General features: G+C 64.8%; 19 protein-coding genes. 13 read left to right on the top strand and 6 right to left on the bottom strand.

Annotation, left to right across the window (positions count from 1 at the left end):
- Positions 1-44: 44 nt before the first annotated feature.
- The 3 genes from FJV80_RS11720 to FJV80_RS11710 all read left to right on the top strand — a co-directional run bounded on the left by FJV80_RS11720 (position 45) and on the right by FJV80_RS11710 (position 3837).
- On the top strand, positions 45-1433 hold the full coding sequence (locus FJV80_RS11720) for a pitrilysin family protein (protein ID WP_142876425.1): 1389 nt from the start codon (positions 45-47) through the stop codon (positions 1431-1433).
- A 110-nt stretch (positions 1434-1543) separates the two neighbouring features.
- Positions 1544-2971 (top strand): pitrilysin family protein, encoded by a 1428-nt coding sequence (locus FJV80_RS11715; protein WP_095770538.1) that lies wholly within the window; start codon positions 1544-1546, stop codon positions 2969-2971.
- On the top strand, positions 2968-3837 hold the full coding sequence (locus tag FJV80_RS11710; RefSeq protein ID WP_142876424.1) for a patatin-like phospholipase family protein: 870 nt from the start codon (positions 2968-2970) through the stop codon (positions 3835-3837). The genes FJV80_RS11715 and FJV80_RS11710 overlap by 4 nt, the downstream gene beginning before the upstream one ends.
- A gap of 64 nt (positions 3838-3901) precedes the next feature.
- On the opposite strand, the gene FJV80_RS11705 is transcribed toward FJV80_RS11710, so the two are convergent.
- On the bottom strand, positions 3902-4444 hold the full coding sequence (locus FJV80_RS11705; RefSeq protein WP_095788374.1) for a dihydrofolate reductase family protein: 543 nt from the start codon (positions 4442-4444) through the stop codon (positions 3902-3904).
- Between the two features lie 170 nt (positions 4445-4614).
- On the opposite strand from FJV80_RS11705, the gene FJV80_RS11700 reads away from it, so the two are divergent.
- Complete coding sequence (locus tag FJV80_RS11700) at positions 4615-5514, top strand: HNH endonuclease (RefSeq protein WP_142876423.1); 900 nt, start codon at positions 4615-4617, stop codon at positions 5512-5514.
- A gap of 47 nt (positions 5515-5561) precedes the next feature.
- Here the strand turns inward: FJV80_RS11700 and efp are convergent, their stop codons facing one another.
- Positions 5562-6131 carry an elongation factor P gene (efp, locus tag FJV80_RS11695; protein ID WP_010915481.1) on the bottom strand — a complete coding sequence of 190 codons (570 nt, stop codon included), beginning with the start codon at positions 6129-6131 and terminating at the stop codon, positions 5562-5564.
- Positions 6132-6254: 123 nt separating this feature from the next.
- Between efp and epmA the strand changes: the two genes are divergently transcribed.
- On the top strand, positions 6255-7301 hold the full coding sequence (epmA, locus tag FJV80_RS11690; protein ID WP_142876422.1) for an EF-P lysine aminoacylase EpmA: 1047 nt from the start codon (positions 6255-6257) through the stop codon (positions 7299-7301).
- A 25-nt stretch (positions 7302-7326) separates the two neighbouring features.
- Here the strand turns inward: epmA and FJV80_RS11685 are convergent, their stop codons facing one another.
- The gene (locus FJV80_RS11685) at positions 7327-7743 is read right to left on the bottom strand and encodes a VOC family protein (RefSeq protein ID WP_027042200.1); all 417 of its coding nucleotides are present in this window, start codon (positions 7741-7743) and stop codon (positions 7327-7329) included.
- A 168-nt stretch (positions 7744-7911) separates the two neighbouring features.
- Between FJV80_RS11685 and FJV80_RS11680 the strand changes: the two genes are divergently transcribed.
- From FJV80_RS11680 to lpxK, 6 genes are all read left to right on the top strand, one after another.
- The gene (locus FJV80_RS11680; protein ID WP_142876421.1) at positions 7912-9255 is read left to right on the top strand and encodes a TldD/PmbA family protein; all 1344 of its coding nucleotides are present in this window, start codon (positions 7912-7914) and stop codon (positions 9253-9255) included.
- A complete protein-coding gene (locus tag FJV80_RS11675; RefSeq protein WP_095791654.1) occupies positions 9242-10051 on the top strand; it encodes a 3'(2'),5'-bisphosphate nucleotidase CysQ in 810 nt (269 codons plus the stop codon). Before FJV80_RS11680 ends, FJV80_RS11675 begins: the two co-directional genes overlap by 14 nt.
- Positions 10052-10127: 76 nt before the next feature.
- Positions 10128-10373 (top strand): DUF4170 domain-containing protein, encoded by a 246-nt coding sequence (locus FJV80_RS11670; RefSeq protein ID WP_095770531.1) that lies wholly within the window; start codon positions 10128-10130, stop codon positions 10371-10373.
- A 5-nt stretch (positions 10374-10378) separates the two neighbouring features.
- Positions 10379-11170 carry a lysophospholipid acyltransferase family protein gene (locus tag FJV80_RS11665; RefSeq protein ID WP_095770530.1) on the top strand — a complete coding sequence of 264 codons (792 nt, stop codon included), beginning with the start codon at positions 10379-10381 and terminating at the stop codon, positions 11168-11170.
- Positions 11167-12483 carry a lipid IV(A) 3-deoxy-D-manno-octulosonic acid transferase gene (waaA, locus tag FJV80_RS11660; protein WP_095770529.1) on the top strand — a complete coding sequence of 439 codons (1317 nt, stop codon included), beginning with the start codon at positions 11167-11169 and terminating at the stop codon, positions 12481-12483. Before FJV80_RS11665 ends, waaA begins: the two co-directional genes overlap by 4 nt.
- 1 nt (position 12484) lies before the next feature.
- The gene (lpxK, locus tag FJV80_RS11655; RefSeq protein WP_142876420.1) at positions 12485-13510 is read left to right on the top strand and encodes a tetraacyldisaccharide 4'-kinase; all 1026 of its coding nucleotides are present in this window, start codon (positions 12485-12487) and stop codon (positions 13508-13510) included.
- Here the strand turns inward: lpxK and FJV80_RS11650 are convergent.
- Entirely contained in the window at positions 13507-13740 is a 234-nt protein-coding gene (locus tag FJV80_RS11650; RefSeq protein ID WP_095770527.1) for a DUF2093 domain-containing protein, read from the bottom strand. The genes lpxK and FJV80_RS11650 overlap by 4 nt on opposite strands.
- Positions 13741-13911: 171 nt before the next feature.
- Between FJV80_RS11650 and FJV80_RS11645 the strand changes: the two genes are divergently transcribed.
- Positions 13912-14454 carry a hypothetical protein gene (locus FJV80_RS11645; protein WP_246688947.1) on the top strand — a complete coding sequence of 181 codons (543 nt, stop codon included), beginning with the start codon at positions 13912-13914 and terminating at the stop codon, positions 14452-14454.
- A 25-nt stretch (positions 14455-14479) separates the two neighbouring features.
- On the opposite strand, the gene FJV80_RS11640 is transcribed toward FJV80_RS11645, so the two are convergent.
- Positions 14480-15406: a LysR family transcriptional regulator gene (locus tag FJV80_RS11640; protein ID WP_142876418.1), complete on the bottom strand. Its 927-nt coding sequence runs from the start codon at positions 15404-15406 to the stop codon at positions 14480-14482.
- A 92-nt stretch (positions 15407-15498) separates the two neighbouring features.
- Between FJV80_RS11640 and FJV80_RS11635 the strand changes: the two genes are divergently transcribed.
- Positions 15499-16392, top strand: coding sequence for a DMT family transporter (locus FJV80_RS11635; protein ID WP_095770524.1), 894 nt, complete (start codon positions 15499-15501; stop codon positions 16390-16392).
- Between the two features lie 234 nt (positions 16393-16626).
- Here the strand turns inward: FJV80_RS11635 and FJV80_RS11630 are convergent, their stop codons facing one another.
- Positions 16627-16941: a DUF1905 domain-containing protein gene (locus tag FJV80_RS11630; RefSeq protein WP_142876417.1), complete on the bottom strand. Its 315-nt coding sequence runs from the start codon at positions 16939-16941 to the stop codon at positions 16627-16629.
- Between the last annotated feature and the right edge of the window lie 25 nt (positions 16942-16966).

Here is a 16966-nt window from a genome sequence, read left to right as displayed (position 1 = left end):
CAAGCACCTTGCCTATCGTCTTGAAGAGAAAACCGGAGCCATTGATGACATCCAGGGCTGAATGGCTGCGGACGACACTGCTGGCAACCTCGCTGGTCTTCACGCTCACCGGCCCGACGCTGGCCGACAGCGCCGCGTCGCCTAACACGAAGCCGGCCGAGTTCAAGGTGACGGATTTCCTGCTCGACAACGGCATGGAGGTGGTCGTCATCCCCGACCATCGCGCGCCGATCGTCACCCATATGGTCTGGTACAAGATCGGCAGCGCCGACGAGCCGCCCGGCAAATCCGGCATCGCCCATTTCTTCGAACATCTGATGTTCAAGGCGACGACAAATCACGCCGCCGGCGAGTTCGACCGCGCCGTCTCCGACATTGGCGGCTCCAACAACGCCTTCACCTCCTACGACTACACCGCTTTCCACGAGACGGTGGCGCCCTCGGCGCTCGAGCAGATGATGGGCTTCGAGGCCGACCGCATGCGCAACCTCATCCTCACCGATGACGTCATCAAGACCGAGCGCGATGTGATCCTCGAGGAGCGCCGCTCGCGCATCGACAACAATCCGCAGGCCGTGCTCGACGAGGAAGTCGATGCCACGCTGTGGCAGAACCAGCCCTATCGCATTCCGGTCATCGGCTGGATGCAGGAGATGGAGCAGCTCAACCGTACCGACGCCGTCGCTTTCTATGACAAATACTACCGGCCCAACAACGCGGTGCTGATCGTGGCCGGCGATGTCGAGCCGGAGACGGTCAAGGCGCTGGCCGAAAAGACCTATGGCAAGGTGGCGCGCGGGCCCGACCTGCCGCCGCGCATCCGCCCCGTCGAGCCGGAGCAGAACACCAAGCGCACGGTCACCCTCACCGACGCCCGCGTCAGCGTGCCGAGTTTCTCGACGCAATGGGTGGTGCCGTCCTATCACACAGCCAGGCCGGGCGAGGCAGAGGCGCTCGACCTCTTGGCCGAGATCCTCGGCGGCGGCAATCGCAGCCGGCTCTACCAGGCGCTGGTGGTCAAGCAAGGCATCGCTTCCAACGCCGGCGCGTATTTCCAGGGCACCATGCTCGACGACACCAATTTCACCGTCTATGGCGCGCCGCGCGGCGACGCCAGGCTGGCCGACGTCGAGGCCGCGGTCGATGCGGAGGTGGCGCGCGTCGCCAGCGGCGGCGTCACGCCGGATGAGCTGGAAAAGGCCAAGGACCGCTACATCAGGTCGATGGTCTTTGCCCGCGACAAGCAGGACTCCATGGCCGAAATCTATGGCTCGACGCTGGCCACCGGCGGCAATGTGCAGGATGTCCAGCAATGGCCGGACCGCATCCGCAAGGTCACGACGGACGAGGTCAAGGCCGTCGCCGCGCGCTATCTGGTGTTGTCCCGTTCGACGACCGGCTATCTCTTGCCGCAGCAACAGGCGGGGAATTGATGATGACGAACCAGCACCGCGTCTCTGTCCCTTCTCCCCTCGTGCGGTCCGAAGGCCGGGGTGAGACCCGTGGCTCGCCCCAGGGCGGTGGCCTCGCGAAGCGAGGTCGGATGAGGGGTGTTCCAGCTTGGCAAGAACGGCGATCCTTCACCGACCCCTCGACCGTCTCGGCGCTGCGCGCCGATCCACCTTCTCTCACAAGGGGAGAGGGGAAGGCCCTGCACGCCCTCGCAACCCTCTTCCTCTCCATCCTCTTCCTGATCCTGCCCGCACTGGCCGCCCGCGCCATGGACATCCAGCAGGTGACCTCCTCCAAAGGCATCACCGCCTGGCTGGTCGAGGATTATTCCGTACCGATCGTCGCCGTCCGTTTCGTCTTCGGCGGCGGTTCGACGCAGGATCCGGTGGGCAAGGAGGGCGTCGCCAATCTGATGACCGGCCTGTTCGACGAGGGCGCCGGCCCCCTCGATTCGGAAGCCTTCCAGGTCAGGCTCGACGATGCCGGCGCCGAGATGAGCTTCGAAGAGACCCGCGACGGCGTCTATGGCTCCATGCGCATGCTGGCCGAACAGCGCGACGAGGCCTTCGATCTGTTGCGGCTGGCGGTCAACGAGCCGCGCTTCGACCAGGCGCCAATCGACCGCATCCGCGCCCAGATCCTGTCCGGCATCATCGCCAACGAGAACGATCCCGACACCGTGGCGCAGAACAAATGGGCGCGCGCCATCTATGGCGACCATCCCTATTCGCGCTCCGACCAGGGCACCAGGCAGAGCATCGCCGCCATCACGCAGGCCGATCTGAAGGCCCTGCACAAGGCGGTGTTCGCGCGCGGCGGCCTGCATGTCGCCGTGGTCGGTGCCATCGACGCGCAGACGCTGAAGAAGAAGCTGGACATGGTGTTCGGCGACCTGCCGCAGACCCAGGCGCTCGCCCCGGTCGCCGATGTCGAGCCGAAGCTGGCGCAGCGCGTCGAGGTCAATTACGACCTGCCGCAGACCTCGCTTCAGCTCGCCTGGCCGGGCGTGAAGCGCAAGTCGGCGGATTTCTTCCCCGCCGTGCTGATGAACGAGATTCTTGGCGGTGGCACCTTCACCTCGCGCCTGTTCGAGGAGGTGCGCGAAAAGCGCGGGCTGGCCTACAGCGTCAATTCCTCGCTGGTAAACCAGGACCATGCCAATGCGCTGATCGTCACCACCGGCACGCGCTCCGACCGCGCGGCCGAGACGCTCGGCATCGTGCGCGATGTCGCCAGGCGGTTGGCTGAGGATGGTCCGACCGAGGCTGAACTGGCGGCGACCAAGAAATATTTGATCGGCGCTTATGCCATCACCAATCTGGACTCTTCGAGTTCCATCGCCGCGACGCTGGTCGAATTGCAGCTCGACGATCTCGGCATCGACTACATGCAGCGCCGTGCCGGTTACATCAACGCGGTGACGCTCGACCAGGTCAAGGCGGCGGCCAAAAAGCTGCTGACGGCCGAGCCGACCATCATGGTGGTCGGGCCGCCGCTGGCCGGAGCCGGCAAGGGATGAGCCCAACCTTCGGCATAGCTTTTGGCGGCGGCGGCGCGCGCGGCCTGGCGCATATCCATGTCATCGAGGCGCTGGACGAACTCGGCATCAAGCCGGTGGCGATCGCCGGCTCGTCGATCGGCGCCATCATGGGCGCCGGCATGGCCGCGGGCATGACCGGCAAGGAGATCCACGACTATGCCCGCTCGATCCTCGGCCGCCGCGCCGAAGTGGCGAGCCGCATGTGGCGCGCGCGGCCTGGCACGATCGCGGAGGCCATGCAGAATGGCATCCGGGTCAGCCAGTTCAATGTCGAGCGCATCCTGAAGGCGTTCCTGCCCGAGGCCATTCCCGAAACCTTCGCCGATCTGAAAATCCCGCTGAAGGTGACCGCGACCGATTATTTCGGCCACAAGCTCGCCGTGTTCGATGAAGGCGATCTGCACTCGGCCCTGGCCGCCTCGGCCGCTATCCCCGCCGTGTTCCGCCCGGTGACGCGCGACGGCAGGCTGCTGATCGACGGCGGCATCTACAACCCCGTGCCGTTCGATCTCATCGAGAACGACGCCGACATCATCATCGGCGTTGACGTCGTCGGCGCGCCGGAAGAGGCCGACCGCAAGCATCCCACCTCCGTCGACCTGATGTTCGGCGCCACCCAGCTGATGATGCAGTCGATCATCGCCAACAAGCTGAAACAGTGCCAGCCCGACATCCTGGTCCGCCCAGCGGTCTCGAAATACCGCGTGCTCGATTTCCTGAAGATCGACGCCCTGATGAACGAGACGGCGGACATCAAGGATCAGCTGAAGCGCGAAGTGGCGAGGGTGGTTGAGGCGCGCAATGGCGCTGCCATCAAGGGGAGGCGAGGGAAAAAGGCCGGTTGAGTGACGGGACGCCGCAATTGGCAGTCCTGTGTCGAACTCTGTGTCATCCAGCCTGGAAAGCCCGCTATGACTTCGCCGTCACCGGCGCATACTCCAGCGCAACAACGCCGTTGCTGAAGGGCGTGGCCGAAATCAGCTCGAGCGGCACTTGTTCGCCCGGCGGGAACAGCGGCTTGCCCTGGCCGACAGCGCCGGGATAGCTGAGCAGCCTGACGCGGTCGACCAGCCCGTGGCGCAGTAAGTCCTGCGCCACGCTGAGGCTGCCATGCACATAGATGTTGCCGCCGCTGCCTTGCTTCAGCGTCCTCACCGCGTCCGGCAGCGAGCCTGTGAGCAATTCGGCCGGTTTCCAGTCGAGCGCCTTCAGGCTGGTCGAGGCGACGTATTTCGGCAGCGCGTTGAACCGGTCGGCAAAATCCCCGGTTTCCTTGGGCCATGAGCCGGCAAAGATCTCATAGGTCGTGCGCCCCAGAAGCATGGCGCCGCTGTCGGCGAGTTCATCCTCCTTGAACCTGTTCATCTCGTCATTCCAGGTCACGCCAGGCAGTTTTTCGACCTCGGCAATGCCATCGACGCTGATGAATTCGGTGACGATGAGTTTTCGCATGGCATTCTCCTGCTTCGCTCAAAGGACGAACCGCATGGGCCTTTTGCTACATGCTCTGGAAAAATCGCGGGTGGTTTGTCACAGAAGGAGTTTCCCAAGCCTAAACCAGGCTCCAAAGTCGAATTTTGGTGCTACATCTCAGCCGATATTCCCAAAGCTGCAGGAAGATCATGGGATTCGGGGTATTCGTCCACCGCTCTGATTCGATCTACGATGACAGCCCCGCTGAGCGATATCAGTTCCCCAGCCAGTATCTGCGCCGTGTGGAAGCATGTGTCGGCGATTGGATCATCTACTATGAACCTAGCAAGGTAGAAGATACTCGTGGCTATTTCGCCCTGGCGAAAGTCCAGCAGGTTATCCCTGATCCCGTGGCGCCTGGTATGTATCTCGCTTTGATCGAGCCGGGATCATACCTCGATTTCGCCAATCCCGTTCCATTCAATGGGATGGACGGGCTCGCTGAGCGAGGTTTGCTTAACGACCAAGGACGGATTTCTGGTCGCGCTCAATCGGCCGTCCGACCGATCAGTCCGAGCGACTTTAACCGCATTCTCGATCTGGGCCTTGACGCTCGTGAGCCACTGCTGCCACGCGTCGATGAAATCGGCATTTCATCCGGGTTTCAGGATGAAGAGGCGCCATTCCAGTTCGAGCACAGCCGCGACCGCATAAGTTACATCGGATCGCGAATCGTGCGGGACCGCATTTTCCGTCGCATCGTCTTGCGCGCCTATGACGAGCGTTGCGCGATCACGGGACTCAAATTGATAAATGGCGGTGGTCGGGCGGAAGTTGCCGCTGCACATATTAGACCCGTCGAAGCGAACGGGCCCGATGTCGTCAACAATGGGCTCGCACTATCAGGTACGGCGCATTGGATGTTCGATCGTGGATTGATCAGCCTCTCCGACGATCTGGAAATCCTGATCTCGCGGCAGGTCAATGACCTCGAGAGCGTGCAAGGGTTCATAAACAAGACCCGCCGCGCGCTTCCGCCTCGCCGACAGCTCGAACGCCCGCATCCTCATTTCCTGCGATGGCACCGCGAGCACTGCTTCAAGCAGTGAGGTGACGAGTAGTTGCCGGCCTGGGCTGGCAGACTGGAGAGTCCCCCTCAGTCCTTCGCGCGCTCCACATAGGACCCATCGGCCGTCATCACCACCACGCGGGTGCCGGGCGCGATGTGCGGCGGCACTGCGGTGCGCACGCCGTTGGAAAGCACGGCGGGCTTGTAGGAGGACGATGCCGTCTGGCCCTTGGTCGTCGGCTCGGTCTCGACCACTTCGAAAGTGGCGCGCTGCGGCAGGACCAGGGAAATCGCGATGCCGTTGAACTGGGAAACCTGCACCGGCATGCCTTCCTGCAGATAGGGTGCCGCGTCGCCGACCACGGCTTCGCTCACCGCCACCTGGTCGTAGGTTTCCGGGTTCATGAAGTGAAAACCTTCGCCGTCGGCGTAGAGGAAGGTGTGCTCGCGCTCCTCGACATAGGCACGCTCCACCTGCTCGGTGGTGCGGTAGCGCTCCGAAACCTTCACCCCGTCGCCGATGCGGCGCATGTCGAGCTGGGTCACGGGTGTGCCCTTGCCTGGGTGGATGTTTTCGGCAAAGAGGATCACATAAAGCTTGCCGTCCTTGTCGACGACATTGCCTTTGCGGAGCGAACTGGCGATGACTTTCACCACGGTTTTAAATCCTGCGAGAGTTAGTGGGCGTTTGCCGGCTTGTGCGGCGCTGGATGGGGGCCTAGCGCATCTTGGCGCGAACCGCCAGCCCCCCAGGTGCCTCGGCACGCCTTCAAATCGCCCATGACCGCCGCTTCGCCCTGGTGGACGCCGCATGTCCATGCCGACCGCCGCCCGCGCCTGATGCTGCGCAATGGGCTCACGTCAGCCTTGCGCGAGTGGTTCGCTCGTCACGATTTTGTCGAGGTGGAAACCGCGACGCTGCAGGTCTCGCCCGGCAACGAGGCGCATCTGGCGGCTTTCGCCACGGAAGCGGTCGGGCCGGATGGCGCGCGCGCGCCACTCTATCTCCACACCTCGCCGGAATTCGCCTGCAAGAAGCTGCTCGCCGCCGGCGAGAACAGGATTTTCAGCCTCGGCGCCGTCTGGCGCAACCGCGAGCGCGGCCCCTTGCACCATCCCGAATTCACCATGCTCGAATGGTACCGGGTGGGCGAGACCTATGAGAGCCTGATGCGCGATTGCGCCGACCTGCTGGCGCTGGCCGCGACGAGGGCAGGGGCCACGCGCTTTTCCTTTCGGGGCCGCGACTGCGATCCGTTCGGTGAGCCGGAACGGCTGACGGTGGCGGATGCCTTCTTGCGCCATGCCGGCATCGATCTGCTGGCCACGGTCGCCGCCGATGGCGGCACCGACCGGGACGCGCTCTACGCCGCGCTGGGTCGAGCCGGCCTGCGTACTGCGCCCGACGATAGCTGGGCCGACCTGTTCAGTCGGGTGATGGTGGAAAAGATCGAGCCCAATCTCGGCCTCGGCCGCGCCACCATTCTTTGCGAATATCCGGTCGCCGAGGCGGCGCTTGCCCGGCCAAGCCCGCGCGACCCGCGCGTCGCCGAGCGCTTCGAGCTCTATTGCTGCGGCGTCGAACTCGCCAACGGCTTTGGCGAACTCACCGATGCCGAGGAGCAGCGCCGGCGCTTCATGGTCGAAATGGACGAGAAAGAGCGCATCTATGGCGAGCGTTATCCTCTGGACGAGGATTTTCTCGCCGCGCTTGCCATCATGCCGCAAGCCAGCGGCATCGCGCTCGGCTTCGACCGGCTGGCTATGCTGGCCACTGGCGCGCAGAAAATAGAGGACGTGATCTGGACGCCGGTCGCCGGCTCTTGAGCCACAGGCGTCGTGGTGCCCCGTCTTAGTGCGCGAAAACCTGCTCCAGCGAGCGAAAACCCTTGAATTCCAGGGCGTTTCCGGAGGGATCGCGGATGAACAGCGTCGCCTGTTCGCCGGGCTCACCCTTGAAGCGGACCATCGGCCGTTCCAGCCAGTCTATATCGTCGCGCGCTTCCAGCCGGGTCGCCAGGCGCTGCCAGTCATCCATCAGCAGCACGGCGCCGAAATGCGGGATCGGCACCAGAATGCCGTCGACCTTGCCGTCGCTGGCGGCTTGCGCGGCCTGCGGCCGCAAATGCGCCGACATCTGGTGGCCGTAAAGATCGAAGTCCACCCAGGTCGCCGACGAGCGGCCGATCGCGCAGCCCAGCACTTCGCCATAGAAAGTGCGGGTTTCATCGAGATCACGGACCGGGAAGGCGAGATGGAAAGGCGTCATGAAGGATGCTCCGTGCGGGCTGCGGCCTGTTTTTGCGTCACAGGGTTCGCGATGGGAACCATGTAGTGATGCATTTTGATTGAAGCCTATGCCATTGCACAAGCCGGACCGGAACAATAGATGGGTGGGCGCGGCCGCAAGCTGGCCGCGACAACCAGGATCACAGGCATGGCCGACACATCAGACGCTAAAAAACTGACCGACCGCGTCGCGGCGCTGGTCGAGGCCGCCAAGAAGGCCGGCGCCGATGCCGCCGACGCGGTCGCTGTGCGCGGCCGCTCCACCGGTGTGTCGGTGCGGCTCGGCAAGGTCGAGGCCACCGAATCGTCGGAGGCCGAGGATGTCTCGCTGCGCGTCTTCGTCGGCCGGAAAGTGGCGAGCGTCTCGGCCACTGCCGCATCCGACCCGCGCTCACTGGCCGAGCGCGCCGTCGCCATGGCGAAAGTCTCGCCCGAGGATCCCTATCAGGGTCTCGCCGATCCCGCGCTGCTGGCCAAACAGACACGCGATCTCGACCTGTTCGACGCCACCGACGTGTCGGCCGACCAGTTGAAGGAAGCAGCCCTTGCGGCCGAAGCGGCGGCACTTGCCGTCAAGGGTGTGACCAATTCGGCCGGCAGCGGCGCCAGTGCCGGGCTGGGCGGTATCGTGCTGGCCACCTCGCACGGCTTCATCGGCCACTATGTCGGCTCGCGCTTCTCGCGCTCCGCCAGCGTCATCGCCGGCGAGGGCACCGGCATGGAGCGCGACTATGAATTCTCCTCGCGTCAGCACTTTGCCGATCTCGACGCGCCGGAGGATATCGGCCGCAAGGCCGGCGAACGCGCCGTGCGCCGCATCGGCGCGCGCAAGGCGGCGACGGGGCCGGTCGACGTGGTGTTCGACCCGCGCGTCGCGCGCGGCATCGCCGGCCATCTTGCCGGCGCCATCAACGGCGCGTCCGTCGCCCGCAAGACCTCGTTCCTGCGCGACATGATGGGCAAGCAGGTGGCCGCGTCCGCAGTCACCGTCACCGACGACCCGCTCAGGCCGCGTGGCCAGGCCTCGCGCCCGTTCGATGGCGAGGGCGTCGAGGGCGAAAAGCTTCTCATGGTCGAAAAGGGCGTGCTCAACCACTGGTTCCTGTCGACCTCGGCCGCGCGGGAACTGGGATTGATCACCAACGGCCGCGGATCGCGCAGCGGCTCCTCCGTGTCGCCATCCTCCACCAATCTCGCCATCGAACCGGGCGAACGCTCGCCGGAGGATTTGATCAAGTCGCTCAAGAGCGGCTTCTATGTCACCGAAGTGTTCGGCCAGGGCGTCGACATGGTGACCGGTGAATACAGCCGCGGCGCCTCGGGTTTCTGGATCGAGAACGGCGAACTTGCCTATCCGATCGCCGAAGTCACCATTGCCTCGAACCTGAAGACCATGTTCCTCAACATGGTGCCGGCTGATGACCTCGACCGCAATTTCGGCACCGCCGCGCCGACGCTCCTGATCGAAGGCATGACCCTTGCCGGAGCCTGAACTGACCGCTGCCTCTTCCGGCGCCATTGGCGATCTGCCGTTGCTGCGCGACGCCGCCCGCGAGGCCGGTCTGATCGCCATGCAGTACTTCGGCAACAGCCCACAAGTCTGGATGAAGGGCGGCACCTCGCCGGTCAGCGAAGCGGATCATGCCGCGGACGCTTATCTGCGCCGCACGCTGCTGGCGGCGCGGCCGGACTATGGCTGGCTGTCGGAAGAGACGGTCGACGATCCAGCGCGGCTTTCGGCGCGCCGCACCTTCGTCGTCGATCCGATCGACGGCACGCGCGGCTTCCTCGAGGGACAGCGCACTTGGTGCGTCAGCGTCGCTGTGGTCGAAGCGGGCCGCACGCTTGCCGGCGTGCTCGAATGCCCGGCGATGGACGAGACCTACTGGGCGCTGCCCGGCCAGGGCGCGTTCCGCAACGGCAAGCGCATTGGCGTGCGCACGCTTGGCGACAAGGCCGAGATTTCAGGATTGAAGCAGCTGATCGAGCTGGTGCCGGCCGGCTGGCAGAAGCGGCTGGTGCGCGCGCCCTACAGCCCTTCGCTCGCCTACCGCCTGGCGATGATCGCCAACGGCGCGCTCGACGCCACCTTCGTCAAGCCGAATGCGCATGACTGGGACATCGCCGCCGCCGATCTCATCCTGCGCGAGGCCGGCGGGCTGTTGCTCGACCCGCTTGGCCGCGCGCCGCTCTATGCCGGCGAGGTGACCCGTCACGGCGCGCTCGCCGCCGGCAGCGGAGAATTGCTGGGGGTGCTCGTCGATGTCATCGCCGGGCTGGATGCGTGAAAGCACATTCGCAGGTTCCAAAGTCGGCGGCTTTGGTCTAGACCTGTCACAAACTCACAATATGTGAAGGACCGACATGACCGCGGAAGACGGGAAGAAACAGCTTTTGCATCTGGTGTTCGGCGGCGAACTGAAGAAGCTTGGGAGCACCGAGTTCCGCGATCTCGACGGGCTCGACATTGTCGGTATCTATCCCGATTATCAATCCGCGCACACGGCGTGGAAGGCCAAGGCGCAAGCCAGCGTGGACAATGCCCATATGCGTTATTTCGTCGTTCATCTGCACCGTCTGCTTGACCCCGACAACAAGGCTGCCGGTTGACTTCGATGGAGCATGACCTGGCGAAAGGGCCAGCCAGCGACACCGCGCCGACTCGCAGGGGCGGCAGCCGCGCGACCAAAACGTTCTGGCGCAAGGTGCGCGAACCGCTCGCGCAGTCACGATTCGTCAAGAACGCCATTGCCAGCCTGCTCGCGCAGTTCGTACGGCTGGTTCGCCTGACCAGCCCCCTGGTCGCCGGATCGGCGCGCTTTGCGGGCGGCGCCTATGCCGAATTCGAGCCCGGCATCATCGCCCTGTGGCACGGCCAGCATCTTTTGACGCCGGCCTACTACCCCAAGCGCAAGCCGCTGGTCGCCATGGTGTCGCGCAGCGCCGATGCCGAGCTCAACGCGCTGATGCTGGAGAAATTCGGCATCGAGGCGGTGCGCGGGTCCGGCGGGCGCGACAATGCCCGCCATCTCGACAAGGGTGGCGCCAAGGCCCTGATTGCCCTCAAAAAGTCGCTCACCGCCGGCAAGAACGTCGCCATGATCGCAGACATTCCGCATGGCACGCCGCGCGACGCAGGGCTCGGTATCGTTCTCCTGGCGCGCCTCTCGGGCCGGCCGCTGCTGCCTGTCGCCATCGCCACCAGCCGCCGCAAGGTGCTGGAAAAGAGCTGGGACAAGACCACCATCAACCTGCCTTTCGGCCGGTCCGCCGTGACCATCGGCGCGCCGATCTTTGTCGCGGCCGACGCCGATGACGCCGAAATGGAGCGCAAGCGCCAGGAAATCACCACCGCGCTCAATGCCGCGACGGCAGAGGCTTATCGTCTCGTGGATGGCCGGCGATGAGCGGTCGCTGGGCGCGCGCCATGCTGACCGCATACCGTTTCGCCGGTGCCGCGGCCTATCCGCTGGTCGGGCCCTATGTCGCCTGGCGCACCTCGCGCGGCAAGGAAGACCGCCACCGTCGCCGCGAGCGCTATGGCGTCGCCGGCCGCCCGCGCCCCGAAGGGCCCGTGATCTGGATCCACGCCGCGAGCGTCGGCGAGACCCTGGCCGTGGTGCCGCTGGTCGAGAGCATTCTCGATTATGGCGTCAACATCGTGCTGACGACCGGCACGGTGACATCGGCCCAGGTCGCCGACGAGCGGCTCGGCGACCGCATCATCCACCAATATGTGCCGCTCGACCTCAAGCCGGCGGTCAGCCGGTTCCTCGATCACTGGCAGCCGGACCTTGCGATCATCGCTGAATCCGAGATCTGGCCGATGACCATCCTCGAGCTTGGCGCGCGCCACGTGCCGCAGGTGCTGGTCAATGGCAGGCTGTCCGACCGCTCTTTCACCTCGTGGAAGAAGCGCGCCAACATCGCCGAGGCGCTGTTCGAGAATCTCGCCCATGTCGTTGCCCAGTCCGATGTCGACGGCGAGCGTTTTCGCGTGCTTGGCGCCCGGCCGGTCACGGTGTCGGGCAACCTCAAGGTCGACACCAACCCGCCGCCCGTCGACGAACGGGTGCTGGCCGGCTTGCAGCGGCAGGTCGGCGGCCGCCCGACCTGGGCGGCGATCTCGACCCATGACGGCGAGGAAGTGGTGGCAGCGGAAGTCCATGCGATGCTGCACAAGCGTCACCATGGTCTGTTGACGATCGTCGTTCCGCGCCATCCTGATCGCGCCGAAAGCCTTGCCGCGCAGATTTCCGGCATGGGGCTGAAGGTCGCGCGCCGCAGCAAGGGCGACCGTATCGGGCCCGACACCGATATCCTGCTCGGCGACACGATCGGCGAGATGGGGCTCTATCTCCGGTTGACCGAAATCGCTTTCGTCGGCCGCTCGCTGACCTCCGAGGGCGGGCAGAATCCGCTCGAGCCGGCCATGCTCGACACAGCGGTTCTGGCCGGCCGCAATGTGCAGAATTTCCGCGAGGCCTATCAGCGCCTGATCGACAGCGGCGGCGCCAAGCTGGTGCGCGATCGCGACATGCTGGCCGGGGCCGTCAACTTCCTTTTGACCAACGAAGTGGCGCGCCATGAGATGATGGCGGCCGGTGTGGCGACCGTCGACGAGATGCGCGGCGCGCTGGCGCGCACGCTGAAATCGCTCGAACCCTATATCCAGCCGCTGGTCGTCAAGTCGCGCCTGAAGGGCGCCAACGGGCGCTAGCGTGGCCTCCGAAGCACCACCATTCTGGTGGGAAGAGCCGGACTGGAAAGTCCTGGCGCTGTCGCCGCTGTCGGCCGTCTATGCGCTCGTTGCCGGCCGCGGCATGCGGCGGGCCAGGCGTGAGAAGATCGAGGCACCGGTCCTGTGCGTCGGCAATTTCACCGTTGGCGGCACCGGCAAGACACCGGTCGCCATCGCGCTCGCCCAACAGGCCAAGCGCATGCGGCTGAAGCCCGGCTTCCTGTCGCGCGGCCATGGCGGTTCGTTCGCCGAACCGCATGTCGTCGATATCAATCACGATGCCGCCAAGCATGTCGGCGACGAGCCGCTGCTGCTGGCCGAACACGCCCCGGTCGCGGTGACGCCGAACCGCGCCGCCGGCGCCCGGCTGCTCTTGGCAAAGCATGGCTGCGATTTCCTGATCATGGATGATGGCTTTCAGAGCGCGCGCATCCATATCGACTATGCGCTGATCGTCGTCGACGCCCGCTACGGCATCGGCAATGGCCGCGTCATTCCGGGCGGCCCGCTCAGGGCAAAGATCGTTGACCAACTGGTCTTCACCAGCGGGCTGTTGAAGATGGGCGAGGGCACCGCCGCCGATGCCGTGGTGCGCCAGGCGGCGCGTGCCGGCCGGCCAATCTTCGAGGCGCACACGGAGCCCCGCAGCAAGACCGGGCTTGCCGGCAAGCGGTTCCTGGCCTTCGCCGGCATCGGCCATCCCGACAAATTCTTCGACACGGTGCGCGAGGCCGGCGGTGAGGTGGTCCTCTCAAAACCCTTTCCGGACCATCATTTCTACGCCGAGGACGAACTCGGCGAACTGGCGGTGACGGCGCGCGCCGAAGGGCTGGGGCTCATCACCACGGCCAAGGACGCCGCCCGGTTGCGCCACGGCGCCTCGCAGGACTTTCTCGACAGGCTCGAGGTGCTGGAAATCGACACGGTTTTCGATCTCGACCATGTGCCCGAGCGCATCATCGAGGAAACGCTCGATGCCTGGCGGCAGCGCAGGCTGAGAAGCTAGCTACGCTTGCGCAGCTCCGGATGCATCTCGATTTCGCGGCGCAGCGAAGCGGTGGCGTTGACGTAGGGCTCCTGCCTGGCGACGCTCCAGTATTTCAGCTCGTCCAGGGGGATGTTTTCCCCGGTCACCGCACAGCGCACGAACGAGCCGGGACTGGTGACCTGGAAATCGCCATCGAGATAGCGGATGCGGGCTTCCTTGCCGCCCGGGCCTTCGAAACGGTTCATCATGCGGTGGTGCCAAGTGTCATACAGATTTCATCGCCACAAATCCGCGGCCGGGTCAAGCTTGCGACAAGCCTCGGACAATGCTGAGGCACTAGGACAGGTGCGAAAAGCGCTTTTATCGGGGGCATGATGGATATTTCTTCCGCCCGCCTGGCTTCCTTGCTCAAGGAGGCGATGACGCCGCAACCCGTGCCGTCGGCGAAGGCCGATCCGGTCAGGACGGCGCTGGTCAGGGAACTGGTCCAGCCCGCCGCGCCCTCTTTGTTCGCGCAACGCACGGCGCCCGCTTTGCTGGCGATGCCGGCGGCGCCGATGGCCGTCAAATCGCAGCAGATTGCTTCTTCCGGCATCGTCGAGGCCTATCAGGCCCAGCTCGACACACGGGACGAGGCGGTGTTGGCAACGACCGTAGCGAGGAGAACGGCGCCCGAAGCCGAAACGCAGCGCGGCGCCGTGCCGCCTTCGGCAACGGCCAATGACAACGCGCCCGCCAGGGCTGCCGGGGTGTCCTTGTTGTCGTTTATCCCGTCGCAGGTTCCGGTGCCGCAAAACGCCGCCATGGGGATGTCGTCGGGACGGCGAAGGCCAGCCAATCAATCTCACGCCGCCGCCGTACCCAATCCCGAGGGCCTGCTGGTGAGAATCGGCTTTGTTTCGATCATGACCGGTTTGCTGGCAACAATGATGTTCGGGTTCGTTCTGCTGCTGCTTCGCTGAACGAATCGAAGATAGGCCGGGAGACCTATCGCTCCGCTTCGATGAACGCCTCGATCTTGTCCGGCGCCAATCCGGCCTGCCGCGCGATGCGGCGGGCAAGGTCGGCCGCCGCCGTGCGCGGCCGCCCCAGCGGCCGGTCGAGCCAATAGGAAACCGGGTTGAGCGCGGTACGCTCGTCGACCGCGGTGATCCGGCCCGACTGCAACTGATGTCCGGTCAGCGGCGGACGCGCCAGCGCAATGCCGAGCCCGTAGGCGGCGGCATCGAGCACCAGATTGTAGTCCTCGAAGCGGCGATCCTGCGGGCGCGGGCGATAGTCCATGCCCTGCGCGGCGAACCAGGCGCGCCAGCCGGAAGCGTCGGAATCGTTGATCAGCGGGAATTTGAGCAGCCGGGCCGGGTCGCCGCGGCCGATGTCCCGTGCCAGCTCGGTCGATGCGACAGGGAAGACATGTTCCTCGAACAGCTGCACCGAAACACGGCCCGGAATGACTCCACGGCCACAGCGGATCGACAGATCGATGCCTTCATCGGCAAGGTCGGCCTGGCGGATGTCGACATCGAGCACGATGCGCAGCTTGGTCGGATTGTTCTCCAGTGCCGCCATGCGCGGCATCAGCCACAGCCCGCTGACCGAGGGGATCGAGGTCAGCCGCACCACCGCCGTGCCGCGCGGCTCGACCCAGCGGTCGGAATGGCTCGAAATCAGCGCGAAAGCCTCCGACGTGCGCAGATGCAGCCGGTTGCCTTCGATCGTCAGCGTCACGCCGCGCGCGCCGCGATCGAACACTTTCAGGCCCAGCCAGTCCTCGAGCTTGGCGATCTGACGGCTGATGGCCCCGTGGGTGATGTTGAGCTTTTCGGCGGCCGCGGAAAAACTGCCGGTTCGTGCCGCCGCGTCGAAGGCACGCAGGGTTTCGAGCGGCACCATTGTGTCTGAGCTGTGATCCATAGTCACAGGTGATCCTCGATTTGGTCGTTTGTCAACAGGCGGGAAAAGGCGTTTTGTGGCCTCCAGGACGGGAACAGCATGAGGACGGTGAGATGAGCGCGATGACGGGCACGTTGAATCAGACACAGCGGATGGACACCACGGCCGCCATCGCCGTGGCGCTGACGGTGGTCGGCTGGGCCTCTGCTTTTCCGGCCATCCGCGCCGGCCTTGCCGCCTTCGGGCCGCTGGAACTGGGCTCCCTGCGCTTTGCCATCGCCGCGGTGCCGGCGGCGATCTTCCTTGCAGTCAAGCGTCCGGCGCTGCCCAGGCTCGACGAGTTGTGGCGCCTCGTCTTTGGCGGGGCAATTTTCGTCGCGCTCTACACCGCCATGCTCAATTTCGGCGAGCTGACCGTCTCGGCTGGAGCCGCCGGCTTCATCATCAATGTCAGCCCGATCTTCACCGCCATCATGGCGATGGCGCTTCTGGGCGAACGCTTTTCAAGGTGGGCCTGGGCTGGCACGGCGATATCCTTCGCCGGCATCGGCGTCATAGCAATGGCAGACGGACAAGGCTTGCATTTCAATGCTGGCGCACTGCTCGTGCTTGGCTCCGCGCTCTGTTCGGCCGTCAACACCATCGTCCAGAAGCCGCTATTTGCCCGCCATCACCCGCTGACCATCTCGGCCTCCAACATGGTGCTCGGAGCGCTTTGTCTGTCCCCCTTTCTGCCGAGCGGCTTTGCGCAGGCAGCCGTCGCCAACACCGCCGGTCTCGGCGCCGTCATCTTTCTTGGCATCGTGCCCAGCCTGATCGCCTATGCCGCCTGGGCAACAGCGCTATCGCGTCTGCCGGCCGCACGAGCCTCGAACTTCCTCTATCTGGTTTCGCCGATGTCTGCCCTGATCGGCTTCTTCTGGCTGGGCGAAGTGCCGACACTGCTCGGCATCCTCGGCGGCGCGCTGGCACTCGGCGGCGTCATCGTGGTGAATTTGAAGCGCTAGACCAAAGGTTGGCTGTCTTTCCCGAATCAGGACGAGAGCCTCGCGTCATAGGCTGATGACGCCGATCTACTGGAATGTGCAGAAGAAACGGAGCGGGGCAGGGATATCATCTCCGTGAGTTTCCGCGATGGCCGTGCGGCGTATGAGGAGGTTATGTCTTTGACCGCAAGGCCGAGAAGTACCGCCCGAGGACATGAGACGGTTCCCATCAACAAGATGGCCCACGGGGCCGCGTTATCGGCCGCGAAGGCGTATTGTGATGGAGACGGAAATCGAATCGCCTGCCGTTAGATTGCACTTGCGCCGGACGTCATCCTTCAGGGGTAAAAGATAGCTTCCGTCCTTGGGAAACAGAGATGTGCCGAACATGAAGTCGTCAATGGTCGCCTCGACAGGTATCACCCCCCAGCCATAGGTCGCGAACTTCGCGACTTTTTTGATCTCTTCCCCATGCTGCTCGGGTATTGGCGCGAAGAAGTATGGCGAAGGGCCCCTCCAGTGGATCACCACGGCTTCGACCTGGAACCGGACCGTCAACTCGCCGCTCACAGACTCACCGCCACTGGGAAACCGC

The organism is Mesorhizobium sp. WSM4310, assembly GCF_007003935.1.
Lineage (GTDB): Bacteria > Pseudomonadota > Alphaproteobacteria > Rhizobiales > Rhizobiaceae > Mesorhizobium.
This window is presented reverse-complemented; position numbering and strand designations above follow the sequence as displayed.

What these genes read in the sequence shown, in the direction of transcription:
- epmA (WP_142876422.1), top strand. Translation starts at nt 6,255, where the DNA reads ATGACCGCCGCTTCGCCCTGGTGGACGCCGCATGTCCATGCCGACCGC.
- FJV80_RS11670 (WP_095770531.1), top strand. Translation starts at nt 10,128, where the DNA reads ATGACCGCGGAAGACGGGAAGAAACAGCTTTTGCATCTGGTGTTCGGC.
- FJV80_RS11645 (WP_246688947.1), top strand. Translation starts at nt 13,912, where the DNA reads ATGACGCCGCAACCCGTGCCGTCGGCGAAGGCCGATCCGGTCAGGACG.
- FJV80_RS11705 (WP_095788374.1), bottom strand. Translation starts at nt 4,444, where the DNA reads ATGCGAAAACTCATCGTCACCGAATTCATCAGCGTCGATGGCATTGCC.
- FJV80_RS11635 (WP_095770524.1), top strand. Translation starts at nt 15,499, where the DNA reads ATGAGCGCGATGACGGGCACGTTGAATCAGACACAGCGGATGGACACC.
- waaA (WP_095770529.1), top strand. Translation starts at nt 11,167, where the DNA reads ATGAGCGGTCGCTGGGCGCGCGCCATGCTGACCGCATACCGTTTCGCC.
- FJV80_RS11700 (WP_142876423.1), top strand. Translation starts at nt 4,615, where the DNA reads ATGGGATTCGGGGTATTCGTCCACCGCTCTGATTCGATCTACGATGAC.
- FJV80_RS11710 (WP_142876424.1), top strand. Translation starts at nt 2,968, where the DNA reads ATGAGCCCAACCTTCGGCATAGCTTTTGGCGGCGGCGGCGCGCGCGGC.
- FJV80_RS11720 (WP_142876425.1), top strand. Translation starts at nt 45, where the DNA reads ATGACATCCAGGGCTGAATGGCTGCGGACGACACTGCTGGCAACCTCG.
- FJV80_RS11665 (WP_095770530.1), top strand. Translation starts at nt 10,379, where the DNA reads ATGGAGCATGACCTGGCGAAAGGGCCAGCCAGCGACACCGCGCCGACT.
- FJV80_RS11680 (WP_142876421.1), top strand. Translation starts at nt 7,912, where the DNA reads ATGGCCGACACATCAGACGCTAAAAAACTGACCGACCGCGTCGCGGCG.
- FJV80_RS11650 (WP_095770527.1), bottom strand. Translation starts at nt 13,740, where the DNA reads ATGATGAACCGTTTCGAAGGCCCGGGCGGCAAGGAAGCCCGCATCCGC.
- FJV80_RS11640 (WP_142876418.1), bottom strand. Translation starts at nt 15,406, where the DNA reads ATGGATCACAGCTCAGACACAATGGTGCCGCTCGAAACCCTGCGTGCC.
- FJV80_RS11715 (WP_095770538.1), top strand. Translation starts at nt 1,544, where the DNA reads ATGAGGGGTGTTCCAGCTTGGCAAGAACGGCGATCCTTCACCGACCCC.
- FJV80_RS11685 (WP_027042200.1), bottom strand. Translation starts at nt 7,743, where the DNA reads ATGACGCCTTTCCATCTCGCCTTCCCGGTCCGTGATCTCGATGAAACC.